Source organism: Rheinheimera sp. D18 (assembly GCF_004345025.1).
Classification (GTDB): domain Bacteria; phylum Pseudomonadota; class Gammaproteobacteria; order Enterobacterales; family Alteromonadaceae; genus Alishewanella; species Alishewanella metallidurans.
The window spans coordinates 2533324-2549233 of the sequence record NZ_CP037745.1; the positions used below are offsets into that span (position 1 = coordinate 2533324).

The following is a 15910-nucleotide window of genomic DNA, read 5'->3' on the forward strand; positions in this document are numbered from 1 at the left end:
AGCCGTTAGTGTAGAACGACTGCCATGCACATTCAAGAATTTTTATGCTGTTTTTGTGAATTTTTATACAAATTTTCTTTTTATCTATTAGCTAAGATTCAGCCACCACTATTTTATTTCTACCACCCTGTTTTGCCTGATATAAGGCCATATCAGAGTGCGATAATAGTTTGTCATGTTGCATGCCATCAGCATAACGAGCGATACCAATACTAATTGTGATATGCAAGTTAGGCGAAAACTCGGAAAAGTCTAATTGTGCTACGGCTTGACGCATGCGCTCACAAATCTCGGCCGCAACCTGAGTTGTGGTATTGGGCAGTAATACGGCAAACTCTTCACCACCCCAACGCGCCACAGTGTCATCCTCTCGGCAATAACGACGAATAGCCACCGCAACTTTTTGCAGTACTTTATCGCCAATACTATGGCTAAAGGTGTCATTAACTTGTTTAAAGTGATCAACATCAAGCAGCACTAAACATAGCGGTAACTTATTTCTACGTGCTCTAGCACACTCTCGAGCCAAGGATTCATCAAAGGCTCGGCGATTCGCTAAACCAGTTAACGCATCCAACCTAGCTTGTAATTCAAACTCTTGTGCTTGTCGCCGGATATGTTGCAGTAACTCTGAGCGTTCTCTATCAATTATTTGTAAATTGTCAGCTTGTTGCTGCAGCTCAAGCGTTTTGTTCGCTACCTGTATACGTAATTTACGCTCGCGTTTATGCTGTGCGGTAAACCGCCAGCGCAGTACTATAGCAATAAGTAGCAATGCCGCGAGCATCGCACTGAACCAGAAAATAGGCCGCTGCCAAAAGTACGGCAGAATAATAAAATTAAAACTAGCAACTTGTTCACTCCAAGCGCCTTGCGGATAAGACGCCCGCACCGAGAACTGATAGTGTCCAGATGGCAGATTAGTGTATTCAGCAATAGTATTGTTGCCACGTGCAACCCAAGAACTATCAAAACCATTTAGTTTAGTGCTGTACTGAATATGCTTGGGCATGATGTAACCCAGACCAGCAAACTGTAGCTCTAACCTGTGCATGCCCGCACCAAGTTGTAACTCTTGATCCAAAGATATAAGTGCACCATCAACTTTTAAGTGTTCTATTACTACCGGTAAACTATTTATATAAAGTTTTTTTAAATCAGTAGGATAAACCTCACTAATACCTTTGGATGTGGCAAATATAATACTGCCGCTGGCGGTAACAGTAGCCGCCTGCATAGAGCCACCGTTAGCTTGAGCGCTTTGCATACCGTCACCTTCACCAAATAGCTCATAGCTAACAGATGGCAACGTGCCAGACAAAAACTGGTTAATGGACTCTCGGTCTAAGCGTAATATGCCTCTGTTGCTGCTTAGCCATAAATTTTGTTGTTGATCTATTACAGCTTGAAACACTTTATCAAAAGGTAAGCCAGCATTGCGGCCAATAATTTGTGCGCTATCAGTATTGAGATCGTAAGCCACCAACCCGCGGTCTGTAGTTATCCATAACACATTAGCTTTAGGGTCTGCGGCAAAACCAAAGGCATATTCTGCGTTATCTAAGGTAGTAGTATCTAAGGTTGTCATACGGCCATCAGGTTGCCGAATAGCCACACCGCCGCCAGTACCAACAAACAACCTGCCGTCAGTATGCTGATAAAGCGTCATAACAAAGGGTGTGGGTAACCCATCGGCACTGCTATAGTTTAAAACACCGTCTGCATTAATAAAGCTCAGCCCTTGCGAAGTGCCAATCCACACTCCGCCATTTTTTTCCGGTAATATCGCCCTTACTTCATTGGCTAATAAACCGGAGGTTCTATCGTACTGAGTTGTTACTTTACCATTAGCATAACGCAGTAGGCCGTCGGTATAAGTGCCAATCCAAAGCCCGCCATCATTACCCTCTGCTAAACTTAGTATCGATTGTCCTTTACTTGCGGCAGATAAGCTTACGGTTGCAAAACCACTAGCAGTGCGCCGGCTTATGCCTTGGCTGGTACCAACCCAGACTGAGCCATCAGAGTGAGCTAATAATGCGCGCACGTAATCACCCACTAAACCATTTTCGGTAGTGTAGGTTACAAAAGGCGCGGCACGTAAACGAATTAAGCCACCATTAGTACCAGCCCAGATGCTATTTTCGTTATCTAAATATAATGACAAGATGCGGTTATTGGGTAAGCCACCAGCGATATTAAGCGTTTCAACACCTAGCTCACTGTAGCGAAGCAAACCTTGGTCGGTAGAACCGATCCAGATTTGATCGTTTTGTACTAAAAGTGCCGATACCGCAATATCGGCTAGCGCTGTTGAAAGCAGTGCGATATCACCTTGATTATAGCGAAATAAGCCTCGCTCTGTACCAATAAGCAAACCGCCAGCATAGGGTCGCAGCACAAAAACCGCAGCTGAAGGTAGGGCATTAACCAAGTTAATCTCGGGATTCGCCGCGTTGGTATCTAGCCACACTAAACCACGCGGTGTGCCAGCCCAAAGTCGTCCGTTATCATCTATTAGTAAACTATGTACCACATCACTGGTTTTACCTGCAGTAATACTAAACTGCTGTCTAGTGCCATCTGGCCGCTGGCGGAACAAACCTTGGCCTTCGCTGGCTAACCAAAAATTACCATCAGCGTCTTCCGCAACGGCGTTAATCAACACATTAAATGACGGCCAGTTTTGCCAGCCTTTGGCGGTATACCTACTAACACCACCTCTAGCACCAGTCAGTAATAAGTTTTTGTTATGGTCAAGCGTTAACGAGCGCACACCAGAGTCAGGTAAACCGGTTAACGGCCCTCGACCGAATACTTCAAATTCCCGACCGTTAAAACGGGCCGCGCCTTCCCAAGTCGCTAACCATAAATAGCCATCGTTACTTTGGGTAATGCTGTTAATGGTGTTATGAGGTAAGCCGTCACGGGTAGTCCAGCTTTCCTGGAAATAATGGCTTAATTTGGCAGGGCTAGCGCTTAACGGTAAGGCTATGTTTAGTAGTAAAAAACCGAGTATTAGCGTGTTACTTTTCACGGATAATAACCGCAATAAAAAAGAGTATTTAGATACATCAAACATTGCGGTAAGTCTCTGCTCGTTAAACAATCGCTACAACAGCAATTGTTTAAGATTACCGCAAATTGCTTAAACCACCAAGTTTAACTATGCCGCTATTGCTGGCCGAACACCCAGTAAATGACAAATAGCATAGCTAAGCTCACTGCGGTTAAGCGTATAGAAATGAAAGTGATCAACTCCTTCTCGGCTTAATACCTTAACCATTTCCATCGCGATGTTCACACCAACTAGATTGCGGGTTGTGGCATCATGCTCTAATCCGTCGTAGGCTTTGTACATCCATTGCGGTATAGCAACATTGGTTAGGCCAGCAAATTTTTGGAGTTGGGTAAAATTAGTTACAGGTAAAATGCCTGGAATAATATCAACATCGATACCAATTGCCGCACAACGATCGCGATAACGTAAAAACTTTTCAATATCAAAGAAAAACTGGGTAATGGCTCTAGATGCTCCAGCATCTACTTTGCGTTTTAAATTAAGCAAATCAAACTGACCATTTGGCGCTTCTGGATGTACTTCAGGGTAAGCTGCCACTGAAATATCAAAATCAGCCACTGACCGTAAAATATGTACTAAATCTACGGCATATAAATCGGGTTTACCGATACTGCCGGCAGGTAAGTCACCACGCAGCGCAACGATATGACGAATACCGCTTTGCCAGTAGTCTTTGGCAATGGCAACTAACTCGTCTTTTGATGCATCAACACACGTTAAATGTGGAGCAGCAATTAAGCCTGTACGCTGTTTAATTGACTTAATAATATCGTGCGTGCGATCGCGCTCGCCCGAATTAGCACCATAGGTTACCGAAACAAAAGACGGTGCCAGCGGCGCTAAGCGTTCAATGGACTGCCATAGTGTTTGTTCCATTTGCGCGGTTTTCGGTGGAAAAAATTCAAAACTAACGTTAACTTTGCCGGCGATATCCTGCAAATTCCGATTAATTGCGTCTAAATATTGTGCATTTGCAAAAGCCATATTTGTTCTCTTCGCGTTACGCCAGTAAAACCGGCTGAGCCGCCTTAGCGACTAATTGTTTTACCAGAACTGCTAAGTCGGCATGTAAGCCACCTGCAGTTACCACACGCCCAGCTCCTGGGCCTTTTAATACCAGCGGATTGTCGGCATACCATGCAGAGCGAATAACAAATACGTTATCGCAAGGCGCAATAGCCGCAAGTGGATGTGTAGCGCTAAACTGCTGCAGTGAAACACTGGCCGTTGCTTTACCCTCTGCTAGCGACAAGCTACCTACGTAACGCAATACCTTGCCTGCAATTGCGGCTTGCTCATATAGCGTTGCCATCCGCCGATCAAGCTGCGCTCGGTTAGCCAAAAACTCTGGCCAATTATTAATACTCAGATCGAGTGGTAACAAGGGTGCTAACGCGATGTCGTCAAGCTCAAGCGCAACATCTAGCTCGCGGGCTAGCACTAATAGTTTGCGTTGCACGTCAGTACCGGATAAATCATCTAGTGGGTTGGGTTCCGTTAGCCCGGCTTGTTGTGCTTGTTCTACGTAATCAGAAAACGCAGTTTTGCCATCAAACATGCACAGCAACCAAGATAAGGTGCCAGAGAAAATTCCGCTAACTTCAATAATGCTATCACCGGCACTGCGCAACTCTTGTAAAGTACGCTGTATCGGAATACCTGCACCGCAAGTGGTATTAGTTAGCCATTGCCGTTGATGCTGCACCAGTGTCTGCTTAATAACGGCATACTCAGCGCTAGGTAAGGTTACGCCTTGTTTATTCGCGCTAATAATGTCACAACCAGCAGCAATAATTGCCGGATACAACGCGGTAAACTCGCGGCTAGGCGTAATATCAATTAGCACCTTGGCGCCGCTAAGTTCTTGCAAATAAACGAGTAACCCCGACGCATTCCACGTATCAGCCCCCGCTAGTGCATCTTGCCAATTTGTCGCATCTAAATGAGGTTGCAGCAAAGCGTGGCGCGAATTAAGCACGCCAACGAGTTCAAGCTGTATTTCTGCTGCTAAGCGTTGCTGCTGAGCGGCTAACATTGATAGAAACTCCGTACCGACATTACCGCTACCAGCGACAATAATTTTAAGCCCGGGTTTAACTTTCAGCAGTTGTTGATGTATTGCTTCTAAGGTGTAGTTAGCAATAGCGGCGGCAAATAACCAAATTACTTGCTGCTCGTTTTCATAGCGATGCAACACACCCTGCGCTTGAATAAAGGCCTCAGCCACTGCCGATACTTGTGCACTGGTATTAGGCTTTAAAAACGCCAAGGCATAGTATTCTTGGGTATCGCGTACTGCGCTAATATTTTGCTTATTTAAGTACGCTAATGCGCTTTCGGTTGCGCCAGTTGGTAATAGCCAACTTATATTTTCACCTAACTGCGGCAGAGCAATTACCGGTTGCTGTAATTGCAGGGACAGTTCGGCCGCGCTACTACGATTAGCTTGATGCAACGTCAGTAAACTGACATTTTGTAATTCAGTAATAAAACCTTGTTGCTGCGCTGCGCGCTGCGTTACTTTGCAACCAGCAAGTTGGGGCTCAAAACTGCTGCGAACAATAAGCTCCGTATTACCGTTAGTAAGTGGTGACAACGTGCGTGCATGCAATACGGGGTTACCTAACTGTGCTAGCTGGCACGCCTGTGACCAACTTACTTGCTGATAAGGAATGGCATTGTGCACCTTACGCGGGTCGGCGCTGTAAATGGCTTTAACATCAGTCCAAATAGTTACACTGGAGGCTTGCAGTAAAGCAGCCAATAAAGAGGCGCTGTAATCGCTGCCATTTCGCCCTAACGTAATACTCGTACCCTGTTCATCACGGGCGATATAACCGGTGACCACATGAATAACGACGTTCTGAATATGGCTGCGTAATAACTCAGTGCTGTGCAGCCAATCAGGCTGATGCTGCTTTAACCGCAAAAAATCGCGGGCATCTATTGCCGCAGCCGATAAACCGCGTTGACGTAATAGTTCAGCTAATAACTGCGCGGATACTAACTCGCCTATGGCCAGCACATCGTTATGTCTCTGCTGTGCTAAGGCCTCCGGTATTGCGGCTAAATAGTGTTGTAGCAGCACAATAAGCTGTTGTGCTGCGATAGCCGGTAAGGTTTCATTAATGAGCAATGCCAATTGCTGATACAACGTCGATACGGCTTGATCACGCTTAGCTATGTCATCAGCTAACGCAATAATATGCAGTAATAAGTCGGTGGTATCGCCAGGAGCTGACACCACTAGCCATAATGCTTGGCGACTATCTTGTGTCGCAACAATATCGGCTACGGCAATAACTCGTGAGGCTGTAGCTAAACTAGAACCACCAAATTTATGTACCTGCGTTAACCCGGAACTCAAGGTTGGATTTGATTTAGCCTGCATAACGTGTGTCTCCAACAGCCAGCGCAAGTGCCGCTAATGCCTGTTGCAAATCGGCTAGCAAATCATCGATATTTTCTATGCCTAATGATAGGCGCAGTAAAGCTGGCCCAATGCCTGCTTCAGTTTGTGCTTGGGCATTCATCGACGCTTGTGTCATTGAACCCGGGTGGCAAATCAAGCTTTCAATACCACCTAATGATTGCGCGAGGGTAAAAATACGCAATGCAGAGAAAAACACCGGTAATTGGCTAACGTCACATGCTAAATCGAAGCTACACATCGCACCAAAACTAGTCTGCTGATTAGCGGCAACACTATGCCCAGGATGGTCAGGCAAGCCGGGGTAATACACCTTAGCAACCAAAGGCTGTTGCAGAAGAAAATCAACAACGCGTGCGGCATTATCTTGCTGTAACGCAATACGCAGCGGCAGTGTACGCAAACCACGTAACGTCAGATAACAATCAAAGGGCGCACCAGTAATGCCTAAACAGTTAGCCCACCATTTTAACTCGTCGCCTAGCTCTGGTGCTTTGCATATCAATACACCACCAATTACATCGCTGTGGCCATTAATATATTTGGTGGTTGAATGCACAACAAGATCGGCGCCAAGAGCCAAAGGCTGCTGTAATATTGGCGATAAGAAGGTGTTGTCAACAACCACTAATGCGTCTAACGTTTTTGCCAATGTGCAAACTGCGCGAATATCGGTAATTTGTAGTAACGGATTAGACGGTGTTTCTAACCAGATCATCTTTGGTTGCACAGCGCTAACGTGCGCTTGCCAGCCCGCTTGCTGAAAATTAATAATTAATAACTTAAACGCATGTTTTTTGGCAGCTAAATTAGTAAATAGCCGGTAACTACCACCATAACAATCATGGGGTATTACTAAGGTATCGTCAGGTGTTAATAACTGCAGTGCTAATAAGCACGCGGCCATACCGCTGCTAGTAACAATGGCTTTGCTACCGCCTTCTAAGTCAGCCAACGTTGTTGCCAATAGATCGCGGGTTGGGTTATTTGACCGCGAATAATCGTATTGCTCAGGCTGTTGAAACGCGCCTAGCTTGTAGGTTGTACTTAAGTACAATGGCGGGATCACCGCAGAAAATGCAGTATCCTTTGCAATGCCAGCCTGAGCTGCAATAGTTGCAGCATGACCCGTTGACATAATCAAATCTCTTCTAGATGTTTAGACGTCTAAAAGTATACATTTAGATATTTAGATGTCAAAGCATTTAGACGTCTAAATTATTATTTATTGCACGCTATTTGACTAGTTGCCATAACACGATAGAATTTCCGCACTTGCGCGAGCAACAAAACATAATGACTTAATTACAAGGTAACAATATGGCTAAGTGGAATGGGGAATATGTTCACCCGTACGCGGAACACGGTAAAAAATCAGAACTCGTAAAAAAAATTACTGTGTCTATTCCGCTGAACGTATTAAAAGTGCTAACGGATGAGCGTACACGCCGTCAAGTTAACAATTTAAGGCATGCAACTAATAGTGAATTATTATGCGAAGCGTTTTTACATGCCTTTACTGGACAGCCGCTGCCTGCAGATGAAGATTTACGTAAAGACAACCCTCATCAGATCCCCGCAGAAGTGCGCCAGATCCTGACTAGCATGGGTAAAGCAATTCCAGTAATTATTGAAGCAGATAACGACGAAGAATAAACTGATTATCCGTTTAACGTGCAACAAAAAAACCGCCAACTGGCGGTTTTTCTATGACTAAAATTTTATTGTACTATTACCAAATGTAGCATTAGTCGCGCCTTGTTGGCCATTTATAACCCACTGCACCTCAATATTTTCTAGCGTCGGAATTAAGTTGAAAATATGCAGCTGTAACTCATTTAACTTCGCAGGCCGTTGGCATAACAACGCATAGTTAGCATAAAAATCCGCATGCCCTTGTTTGGTATGAAGCTGGGTTAAATCAGTACTCGCTTCAGCCTGCGCCAACTCACAATTAGAATCGACATTAAAGCTAAACCAAGCAGCTTGGTTAAACACCACAATAGCTGCGGTTATTTCTTGCTGTTGTTCTGCCGTCACTGGTTTATGTTCAAAGCCAACAACACTTTGCGCCGCTGCCTGAAACGCCAACTGCATTTCATTACCCTCTAACACTATAGTTAGTATGCCATGGCCATGCACGTGAGACCCAAGAGAGGTGATATCTTCGTGTTCATGAGCAGCATGCTCATTTGTAGATTGGGCAAACTCCTGTGCTACAACAGTGCCTGATAACATTAGATTACAAGCAAAAAACAAACTAGATAATAATGAAAACTTCATGGCATCGAGCCTAATATAAGCCAATAATTATGTGACAACATAACACATAATTTATTGTCTTCGCTAGCTTATGATCGATGCACAAGCACAAACCGTAATGCCCATAATATTTAAACTAGGTAACAATTATGGCAAAGCTTGTTGTGGTATTAGGTGATCAATTAAGCCCTGCTTTAGCTAGCCTGCAAAAAATTGGTCCTGACGACATAATACTGCTGGCAGAGGTGGCCGAAGAAGCCAGCTACGTTAAACACCATAAGCACAAAATTATATTAATTTTTAGCGCTATGCGTCATTTTGCTGCGACATTGCAACAGCAAGGTAAGCAAGTGTGCTACCTAGAATACAACAAGAGCGCCAGCATACGCAGCATGACGGACGCAGTAGCTTATGCGCTGCAACAACACTGCGGCATACAAGAAATTGTGATCACGCAATGCGGTGAATATCGGCTACAACAAACCATAAATAGTTGGCCGCAAAAGTTCGCTATACCGGTAACACAACTAGATGATGACCGGTTTATTTGTTCTTTAGCACAGTTTTCGCACTGGACAGAGGGTAAAAAACAACTACGCATGGAGTATTTTTACCGCGATATGCGCCGCCATACCGGGTTACTGATGGAAAACGGTCAGCCGTTAGGTGGCAAGTGGAACTATGATGCAGAAAACCGGAAAGCCTGCCCCAGTAACACTACGCCCATTATGCCGCTGCAATTTTCTTGTGATGACATAACCGACACGGTTAAACGTTTAGTACAGCAACAGTTTGCTGATCATATGGGTTCAGTAGATAATTTTAGTTACGCCGTTACCGGCAAAGATGCAAGGCAAGCATTTTTACATTTTGTCGCACAGCAATTACCACAGTTTGGCGATTATCAAGACGCCATGCTGCTCGATAAACCTTTTTTGTTCCATAGTATTTGCTCAGTTTATCTAAATTGCGGCTTGTTAGATGTACGCTGGATGTGCAATAAGGTCGTCGCAGCCTATCATAACGGCGATGTACCGCTTAATGCCGCAGAGGGTTTTATTAGGCAGCTAATTGGCTGGCGCGAGTATGTTAGAGGGTTGTATTGGTTACTAATGCCAAACTATGCAGAGCATAATCAGTTAAATGCACAGCGTAATTTACCTAAATTTTACTGGCACGGCAAAACCCAGATGCGTTGTATGCAGCAAGCAATTAGTAGCACTATTGAGCACGCTTACTCGCACCATATCCAACGTTTAATGATCACCGGCAACTTTGCACTATTGGCTGGGTTATCGGTGAAACAAGTTACTGACTGGTATCTTGCCGTGTATGCCGACGCCTATGAATGGGTTGAGCTGCCTAATACGCTTGGTATGGCATTATTTGCGGATGGTGGTGTGTTAGCGTCCAAACCCTACGCCGCTAGTGGCGCCTACATTAATAAAATGAGCAACTACTGTAAAAATTGCGCCTACAAAGTAAAGCAAACTACCAGTGATGACGCCTGCCCGCTTAATGCACTGTATTGGCACTTTTTACATCGTAATCGCGAGAGCTTAGCGACAAACCCACGCATGGCCCTAACCTATGCTAATTGGCAGCGGCGTAACGATGAAGATAAAGCCGCTATTTTAGCCAAAGCCGAACTAACGCTGCTGCGTTTGGAGCAATTATGAAAAAGGCGAAAAACACCTTAATAATTTAGATAGCATCCTCATCTTCTTCACCCGTACGAATACGAATGACTCGTTCAACTTCAAAGACAAAAATCTTTCCATCGCCGATGCGACCAGTTTGTGCGGTTTTCATAATAGCTTCTATACACCGCTCTACTTGCTCATCTGGTACGACAATTTCTAACTTCACTTTAGGCAAAAAGTCGACCATATACTCGGCGCCACGATAGAGCTCAGTGTGGCCTTTTTGCCGACCAAAACCTTTTACCTCGGTTACCGTCATCCCAGTAATATTAATATCGGCTAAGGCTTCACGTACATCGTCTAACTTGAATGGTTTAATAATCGCTTCAATTTTTTTCATCGCCATATCCGTCTATTTCACACTTAGGTTACAGCCAGTATAATACAAGCCCGAGTGCGGTTCAGCAGTTAATCAGTAAGAATGAGTTACTGCAACGACAACAAAACACGATAAGATAGACTGATTTTTTAGCAGAGGTCCAATTGCGATGAATGCAGCACAAATAATTGCCGAAATGCGGGTGTTACCGCAAATAGACCCGGTATTTGAGATCCGACGTCGAGTCGATTTTATTAAAACCCGGCTGGTAAACTCAGGCATGAAAACCTTAGTGCTAGGCATTAGTGGCGGTGTTGATTCAACAGTTTGCGGTCGCTTAGCGCAGTTAGCTATTAACGAATTAAACCAAACCAACAGCGGTTATCAGTTTATTGCCGTGCGCCTACCCTACGCGACACAACAAGATGAAGCTGATGCACAACTGGCAGTAGACTTTATTCAACCCAGTAAAGCACTATCAGTAAACGTACAACCGGGCGCCGACGGCATACACGACGCAACCTGGAACGCAATGGCGGCTCTAGACCTAACCAATACTACTGCAGCACAAACCGATTTTGCTAAAGGTAATGTAAAAGCCCGTACGCGGATGATTGTGCAATATCATATTGCCGCACTAACCGGCGGTTTAGTGCTAGGCACCGATCATTCGGCAGAAAACATTACCGGCTTTTATACTAAATGGGGCGATGGTGCTTGCGACCTTGCCCCCCTATTTGGTTTAAATAAGCGCCAAGTAAGATTATTAGCTAAAACCCTTGGCGCCGCAGATATACTGACGACTAAAGTACCCACCGCAGATTTAGAATGTTTGGCACCACTAAAAACTGACGAGTCAGCACTTGGCCTTAGTTATGAGCAAATAGACGATTTTTTAGAAGGTAAACCCGTAGCGGCTAGCGTTAGTGAAAAACTGATTAGCATTTACTTAAAATCTCAACATAAACGCCAAGCTATTCCTACAATTTATAATTAGTTGCCTCTGCACTAGCTAAGAAACACACAAATTAAAAGCAAATATTTTACATGTTAGCAATAAACGCTATGCTTCCTATAAGTTCAACATTGCAGGAAGCATAGTATGTCGCCACGCATATCTGCAGGCTTTAGCTTGCCCGAACTCATGGTTACGCTTGCCATTTTAATTATTTTTGCTGGTACTGCGCTACCTAATATGTTGGAATTTATAGATCAGCAGCGCGCTAGCGCTTATGTTCGACAATTTAGCCAACATTTGGCCTATGCCCGAGTTGCCGCCACTAGCAGCAATTTACCGGTGCAAGTTTGCCCGCTGCAAGCTGGACAATGTGTTAATCAATGGCAAAGCACACCTGTACAATTGGCACTGCAATATCCCAATAACACCAGCTTACTACTTCGCGAATTACCCCAAGTGTATGTCGCACATAAGTTAACTTTTAACCGTGATGCGATAACTTTTCGTCGTGATGGCAGCTTAAATGGCTTTGACAATGGCACTTTTATTTACTGCGGTAAAGATGATGCAACCTGGCACTATACACTTACTGTAAACCAAGCTGGGCGAAATCGTCTGAGTAAACTTAGTACGCCTTGTCCTAATTAATTATTCCCAGCACGGTAAACTTGATAGGTTATTTACATTGCGCTGCCCAGCTTGATTTAATGTAAACAGTAAGCAGTCACTATCAGCACGCTGAGCGCCGATAGCTTCTGCGCTAATTTCATAAAGCGGTTCTGTGTTATCTATCGTAACGTTAAACTGATAACGCGATGAACCACCCTGCGCATTCAGCCCTAGTATAATCAAGTCGTTAGAATAACTACCGTAATCTGCTAAATACTGCTCTTGTGCGTTGGCCAGTTGTAATAATTGGGTAATAGCATCTGAACGATAACTTCTCAGTACGTAATGCTGATAACTTGGATAACAAATTGCCGCCAATATACCAATAATAGCCAGCGCAATTAGCAATTCTATTAAACTAAAACCTCTAGTGCGTAGCAGCTGCATTTAATGTGCACCATGCTCAGTTTGAAAGGTCGCAAGCCTTATCAATTGCGGAAATTCCGTTTGTGATAATTCATCGACACAATCCGCACAGTCGGCATTAATGGCCAACAGCTCGGTCAGAAGCGTTTGGCTTAGTTGTGCATTTTGTAAACTTAGTGCTAACTCACCTTGCTGATTCTTTTTCAACACCAGCTTACCGGCATCAGTAGTATTAAGTAGCCAGCTGCGGTTAGCATAAATTAAGCCGGCATGGTGTAAGTGCACCGCATGCAACGCCAAGTTAGCGCCCGGCGCAATTGAACAATCAGTATTAACAACCGCTGCAGGTGCACTGGTTAAATACACCACCCCCGCATACACTTGTGGTGTTGCCGTAATGCGTTGATTAAGCCTCATAAACCAACCTCCGCCTTGTTGTATTTGTGACCAAAGTAGCTCATCAATGCCATATAGCGGCTCATCAGCAGTAAGGTTTGTGCGATCACTAAGATCTGTAAGCTGCCATGGCGTTATTTGCCCAGCTTGATGTTTAACGGCAATCAAAATATCACCAGCTGAAGTTCTTGCAATAACCAACAACATAATTTGTCGGCGCATTACACCATTACTATCCGGTGTCGTTATTTGTGCGAGTTGCAGTGGCTGGTTAAAGATCGCGTGAGTTTGACTAAAATCGGCAACTAACACCGGCGATGCAAACCCCTGCGCTGAGAGCGGAACAAACCAAAGTAGCCCAGTAATATCAATGCTATATACCGCATCAGCTAAACCGTCATAATTAAGATCAATCGCTATTGGCTGCGCCTGAATACGACCAATACTGCTCGTTAATGTCGGCCAGCTACTAACTTCATCTAACAACGCTAATGTGTCAGCGCTATGCATTTTTAGCACGCCATCAGCTTGCGGCACTTGTAGTTGCACATTATTACTTAACAGCACCTTGCGCGGTGTATGCACATCTTGCACAGTAGGAATATTTACTTCAATTGGTACAGGGCTATTTAAATCGCAACAAAAACCCGCACCACTAAGCAAAAGCAAATTGAGATAAAACCAAGGTTGCATGATCTTACTCCTCGTTTTCTACCACAGTTTTTCTTAGAACTACGCTGCTATAACTGGCATAAAAATAACGATTGTCAGAATAAACGTCAGTATCTAACTGCAATACCTCACAGGTTAAACTACCAACCGACCACGCTGCATACTCTGCCGGACAAGTGGTTAATAACTCATTTGGTGCAATAGCAGCATCGGCCAATTGCGGGATCTGCTGCATATGTTGTTGCAACGCTTGATGGGATAACTGCAGCTGCTGTTGCCCAGAAAATGCGGCTTTATGGCTTAATTGACTAACTAATAGCATGGCAGAAACCAACAAAGTCATCACTAATAAAAATATCAATGCCATCACTAATACTATTCCCTTAACCGCAGCCATATCAGTGCTCCTATAACGCCGTATTATGAAAATAAATACTGCTACTAACCAACAAGCGCCGATAATTATCGCTCGGAGCAACAAACTGTTGTTGCCCCATAACGTATACCTGCTGGTTGGTGTAATGTGAGTCAGCCTGTTTAGCGCGTAATAATAAATAGTATCTAAGACTAACGATTCTGCCACTTTGTTGCTGCCATAGCTCTGCAGGTACTTGGTTGGTCGCTTGGTAATAGTTTAACTCACCGTCAAAAGTGCTATCGACACCAAATTCAAAGTGCATACGTTCAACACCGTCAAGTATTGAGTCCGTGCTCATCACCGCTTGTCCTGCTTGATTTCTACTTAAGCGTTTACGCATTAATACCGGTATATTTTCCCCGTTAACCTGCTGCTGCGCTAGGTAAAACACCACATGCTGATAAGGGTAATAGCTGTAGCTCTGATGCAATGCAGGGCTGTCACTATCAACAAAGCGCGCATGTTGCCAATTTGTTTCTAGATAAAAGCGATTTTGTCGCATCTCACTCACGGGTGTATTCAAACCAATTAAACGCTTCACCTGTAACAATTCAGTTTGCGGTAGTGGGTTATTAACACAATTTAGTTGTTGCTGATTACTCGTGATCGTTTTCGCGTATAAGGTAACAAAACTCTTTGCTAACTGCGGGAAACTGCCGCTATCTATAATAGATTCAGCACAGTCGTTGCTCGGTATAGCTGGCAATGCAAATAACGTGGCTTGCTCAGGCATGCTTCTACCACCCCAAAATCCGGTATTGGTAAGCTCATTTTGTAGTAATGTCATTAACAACTGTGCGTTTTGCTGCAGCTCGGCCAATTGCTGAGCCTGACGAGTTGAACGACTAACAGTACTAAATGCGGTTATTACCATACCCAGCAAAAACACGCCTAATAACATAGCAATAAGTAGCTCTGTCAGGGTGAAACCACTTTTGCGCCACACTGCTACCAAGCTCCACCTTGCACAGCAAATGCACCACGCCCGGCACTAGCATCACAGGACGCTAACTGAGGCGCACTATTCGCTGAGCGTTGCTGCCAACTTACCTGAAGCTGCGCAGTATTAGCCTGTGACTGAAAACAGAACACCGGTTGATGCAATGTGCTTGATAACGCTTGCAGCGTTTCAAACCAACTATTTAACTGCACGATGGCAAGTTGCTGCGCATTACAAGGGGTATTTTGGCTACAAACAGGCGTAGTTAAGGGTTCAAACTGAAGGGTGATTTGTGGTGCAATAGCATCTGCTAAACGCGGATTAGCCCAGATTTCATTAAACAGCGCGTTACTCATGGCTACAGCTTGCGTACGCTGTATCGCATCTTGTAGCTGGCGCAAACTTAGTGTTTGCGCAGCTAATAATCCCAATAAACCTACTTTTAACACTAATAAGGTTATCAGAACTTCAATCAGACTAAAGCCATGTTGTATTCGCATATCCCTATGCTCACGGTTAACTAAAGTTAACTATAAAGTTACAACAATATTTCAATTGGTCAAATTAAAAGCTGAATTTTTCTACAGAGATCTGTAAAGCATTGTTTATGTTAATTAATTTAATGTAGGAATATGCCATCTGCCTCCGCTACACTGCTGTTTGTGTTGTGGTAAATCAGAATGAGAGTTGTAGAT

15 protein-coding genes are annotated in these 15910 nt (G+C 44.2%); 4 read left to right on the top strand and 11 right to left on the bottom strand.

Going from position 1 to position 15910, the window contains the following annotated elements:
- Positions 1-91 precede the first annotated feature (91 nt).
- The 4 genes from E0Z06_RS11950 to metB form a co-directional block, all read right to left on the bottom strand.
- Complete coding sequence (locus E0Z06_RS11950) at positions 92-3082, bottom strand: ligand-binding sensor domain-containing diguanylate cyclase (protein WP_132584975.1); 2991 nt, start codon at positions 3080-3082, stop codon at positions 92-94.
- An 84-nt stretch (positions 3083-3166) separates the two neighbouring features.
- Positions 3167-4066: a methylenetetrahydrofolate reductase gene (gene metF, locus E0Z06_RS11955; RefSeq protein ID WP_132584977.1), complete on the bottom strand. Its 900-nt coding sequence runs from the start codon at positions 4064-4066 to the stop codon at positions 3167-3169.
- A 16-nt stretch (positions 4067-4082) separates the two neighbouring features.
- Positions 4083-6473, bottom strand: a complete 2391-nt coding sequence (gene metL / locus E0Z06_RS11960) for a bifunctional aspartate kinase/homoserine dehydrogenase II (protein WP_132584979.1) — start codon at positions 6471-6473, stop codon at positions 4083-4085.
- Entirely contained in the window at positions 6463-7650 is a 1188-nt protein-coding gene (gene metB, locus E0Z06_RS11965) for a cystathionine gamma-synthase (RefSeq protein ID WP_132584981.1), read from the bottom strand. Before metB ends, metL begins: the two co-directional genes overlap by 11 nt.
- A 182-nt stretch (positions 7651-7832) precedes the next feature.
- On the opposite strand from metB, the gene metJ reads away from it, so the two are divergent.
- Positions 7833-8168 carry a met regulon transcriptional regulator MetJ gene (gene metJ / locus E0Z06_RS11970; protein WP_132584983.1) on the top strand — a complete coding sequence of 112 codons (336 nt, stop codon included), beginning with the start codon at positions 7833-7835 and terminating at the stop codon, positions 8166-8168.
- 57 nt (positions 8169-8225) lie between these two features.
- On the opposite strand, the gene E0Z06_RS11975 is transcribed toward metJ, so the two are convergent.
- Entirely contained in the window at positions 8226-8795 is a 570-nt protein-coding gene (locus tag E0Z06_RS11975; RefSeq protein ID WP_132584985.1) for a DUF2796 domain-containing protein, read from the bottom strand.
- Positions 8796-8923: 128 nt separating this feature from the next.
- Here E0Z06_RS11975 and E0Z06_RS11980 point away from each other — a divergent pair, with 128 nt between their 5' ends.
- Complete coding sequence (locus tag E0Z06_RS11980) at positions 8924-10453, top strand: cryptochrome/photolyase family protein (protein WP_132584987.1); 1530 nt, start codon at positions 8924-8926, stop codon at positions 10451-10453.
- A gap of 25 nt (positions 10454-10478) precedes the next feature.
- Here the strand turns inward: E0Z06_RS11980 and glnB are convergent, their stop codons facing one another.
- Positions 10479-10817, bottom strand: a complete 339-nt coding sequence (gene glnB, locus E0Z06_RS11985) for a nitrogen regulatory protein P-II (protein ID WP_132584989.1) — start codon at positions 10815-10817, stop codon at positions 10479-10481.
- 148 nt (positions 10818-10965) lie between these two features.
- Between glnB and nadE the strand changes: the two genes are divergently transcribed.
- Positions 10966-11793 (top strand): ammonia-dependent NAD(+) synthetase, encoded by an 828-nt coding sequence (gene nadE / locus E0Z06_RS11990; RefSeq protein WP_132584991.1) that lies wholly within the window; start codon positions 10966-10968, stop codon positions 11791-11793.
- Between the two features lie 105 nt (positions 11794-11898).
- Positions 11899-12402, top strand: a complete 504-nt coding sequence (locus tag E0Z06_RS11995; protein ID WP_132584993.1) for a GspH/FimT family pseudopilin — start codon at positions 11899-11901, stop codon at positions 12400-12402.
- On the opposite strand, the gene E0Z06_RS12000 is transcribed toward E0Z06_RS11995, so the two are convergent.
- The 5 genes from E0Z06_RS12000 to pilV are packed head-to-tail and all read right to left on the bottom strand — an operon-like array spanning position 12403 to position 15715.
- Positions 12403-12810 (bottom strand): type IV pilin protein, encoded by a 408-nt coding sequence (locus E0Z06_RS12000; RefSeq protein ID WP_132584995.1) that lies wholly within the window; start codon positions 12808-12810, stop codon positions 12403-12405.
- Positions 12811-13878: a hypothetical protein gene (locus tag E0Z06_RS12005; RefSeq protein WP_132584997.1), complete on the bottom strand. Its 1068-nt coding sequence runs from the start codon at positions 13876-13878 to the stop codon at positions 12811-12813. It abuts the gene before it with no gap.
- A gap of 4 nt (positions 13879-13882) precedes the next feature.
- Positions 13883-14254, bottom strand: a complete 372-nt coding sequence (locus tag E0Z06_RS12010; protein WP_132584999.1) for a hypothetical protein — start codon at positions 14252-14254, stop codon at positions 13883-13885.
- A 10-nt stretch (positions 14255-14264) separates the two neighbouring features.
- Positions 14265-15221 (bottom strand): PilW family protein, encoded by a 957-nt coding sequence (locus tag E0Z06_RS12015; protein WP_132585001.1) that lies wholly within the window; start codon positions 15219-15221, stop codon positions 14265-14267.
- Between the two features lie 2 nt (positions 15222-15223).
- Positions 15224-15715 (bottom strand): type IV pilus modification protein PilV, encoded by a 492-nt coding sequence (pilV, locus tag E0Z06_RS12020; RefSeq protein WP_132585003.1) that lies wholly within the window; start codon positions 15713-15715, stop codon positions 15224-15226.
- Between the last annotated feature and the right edge of the window lie 195 nt (positions 15716-15910).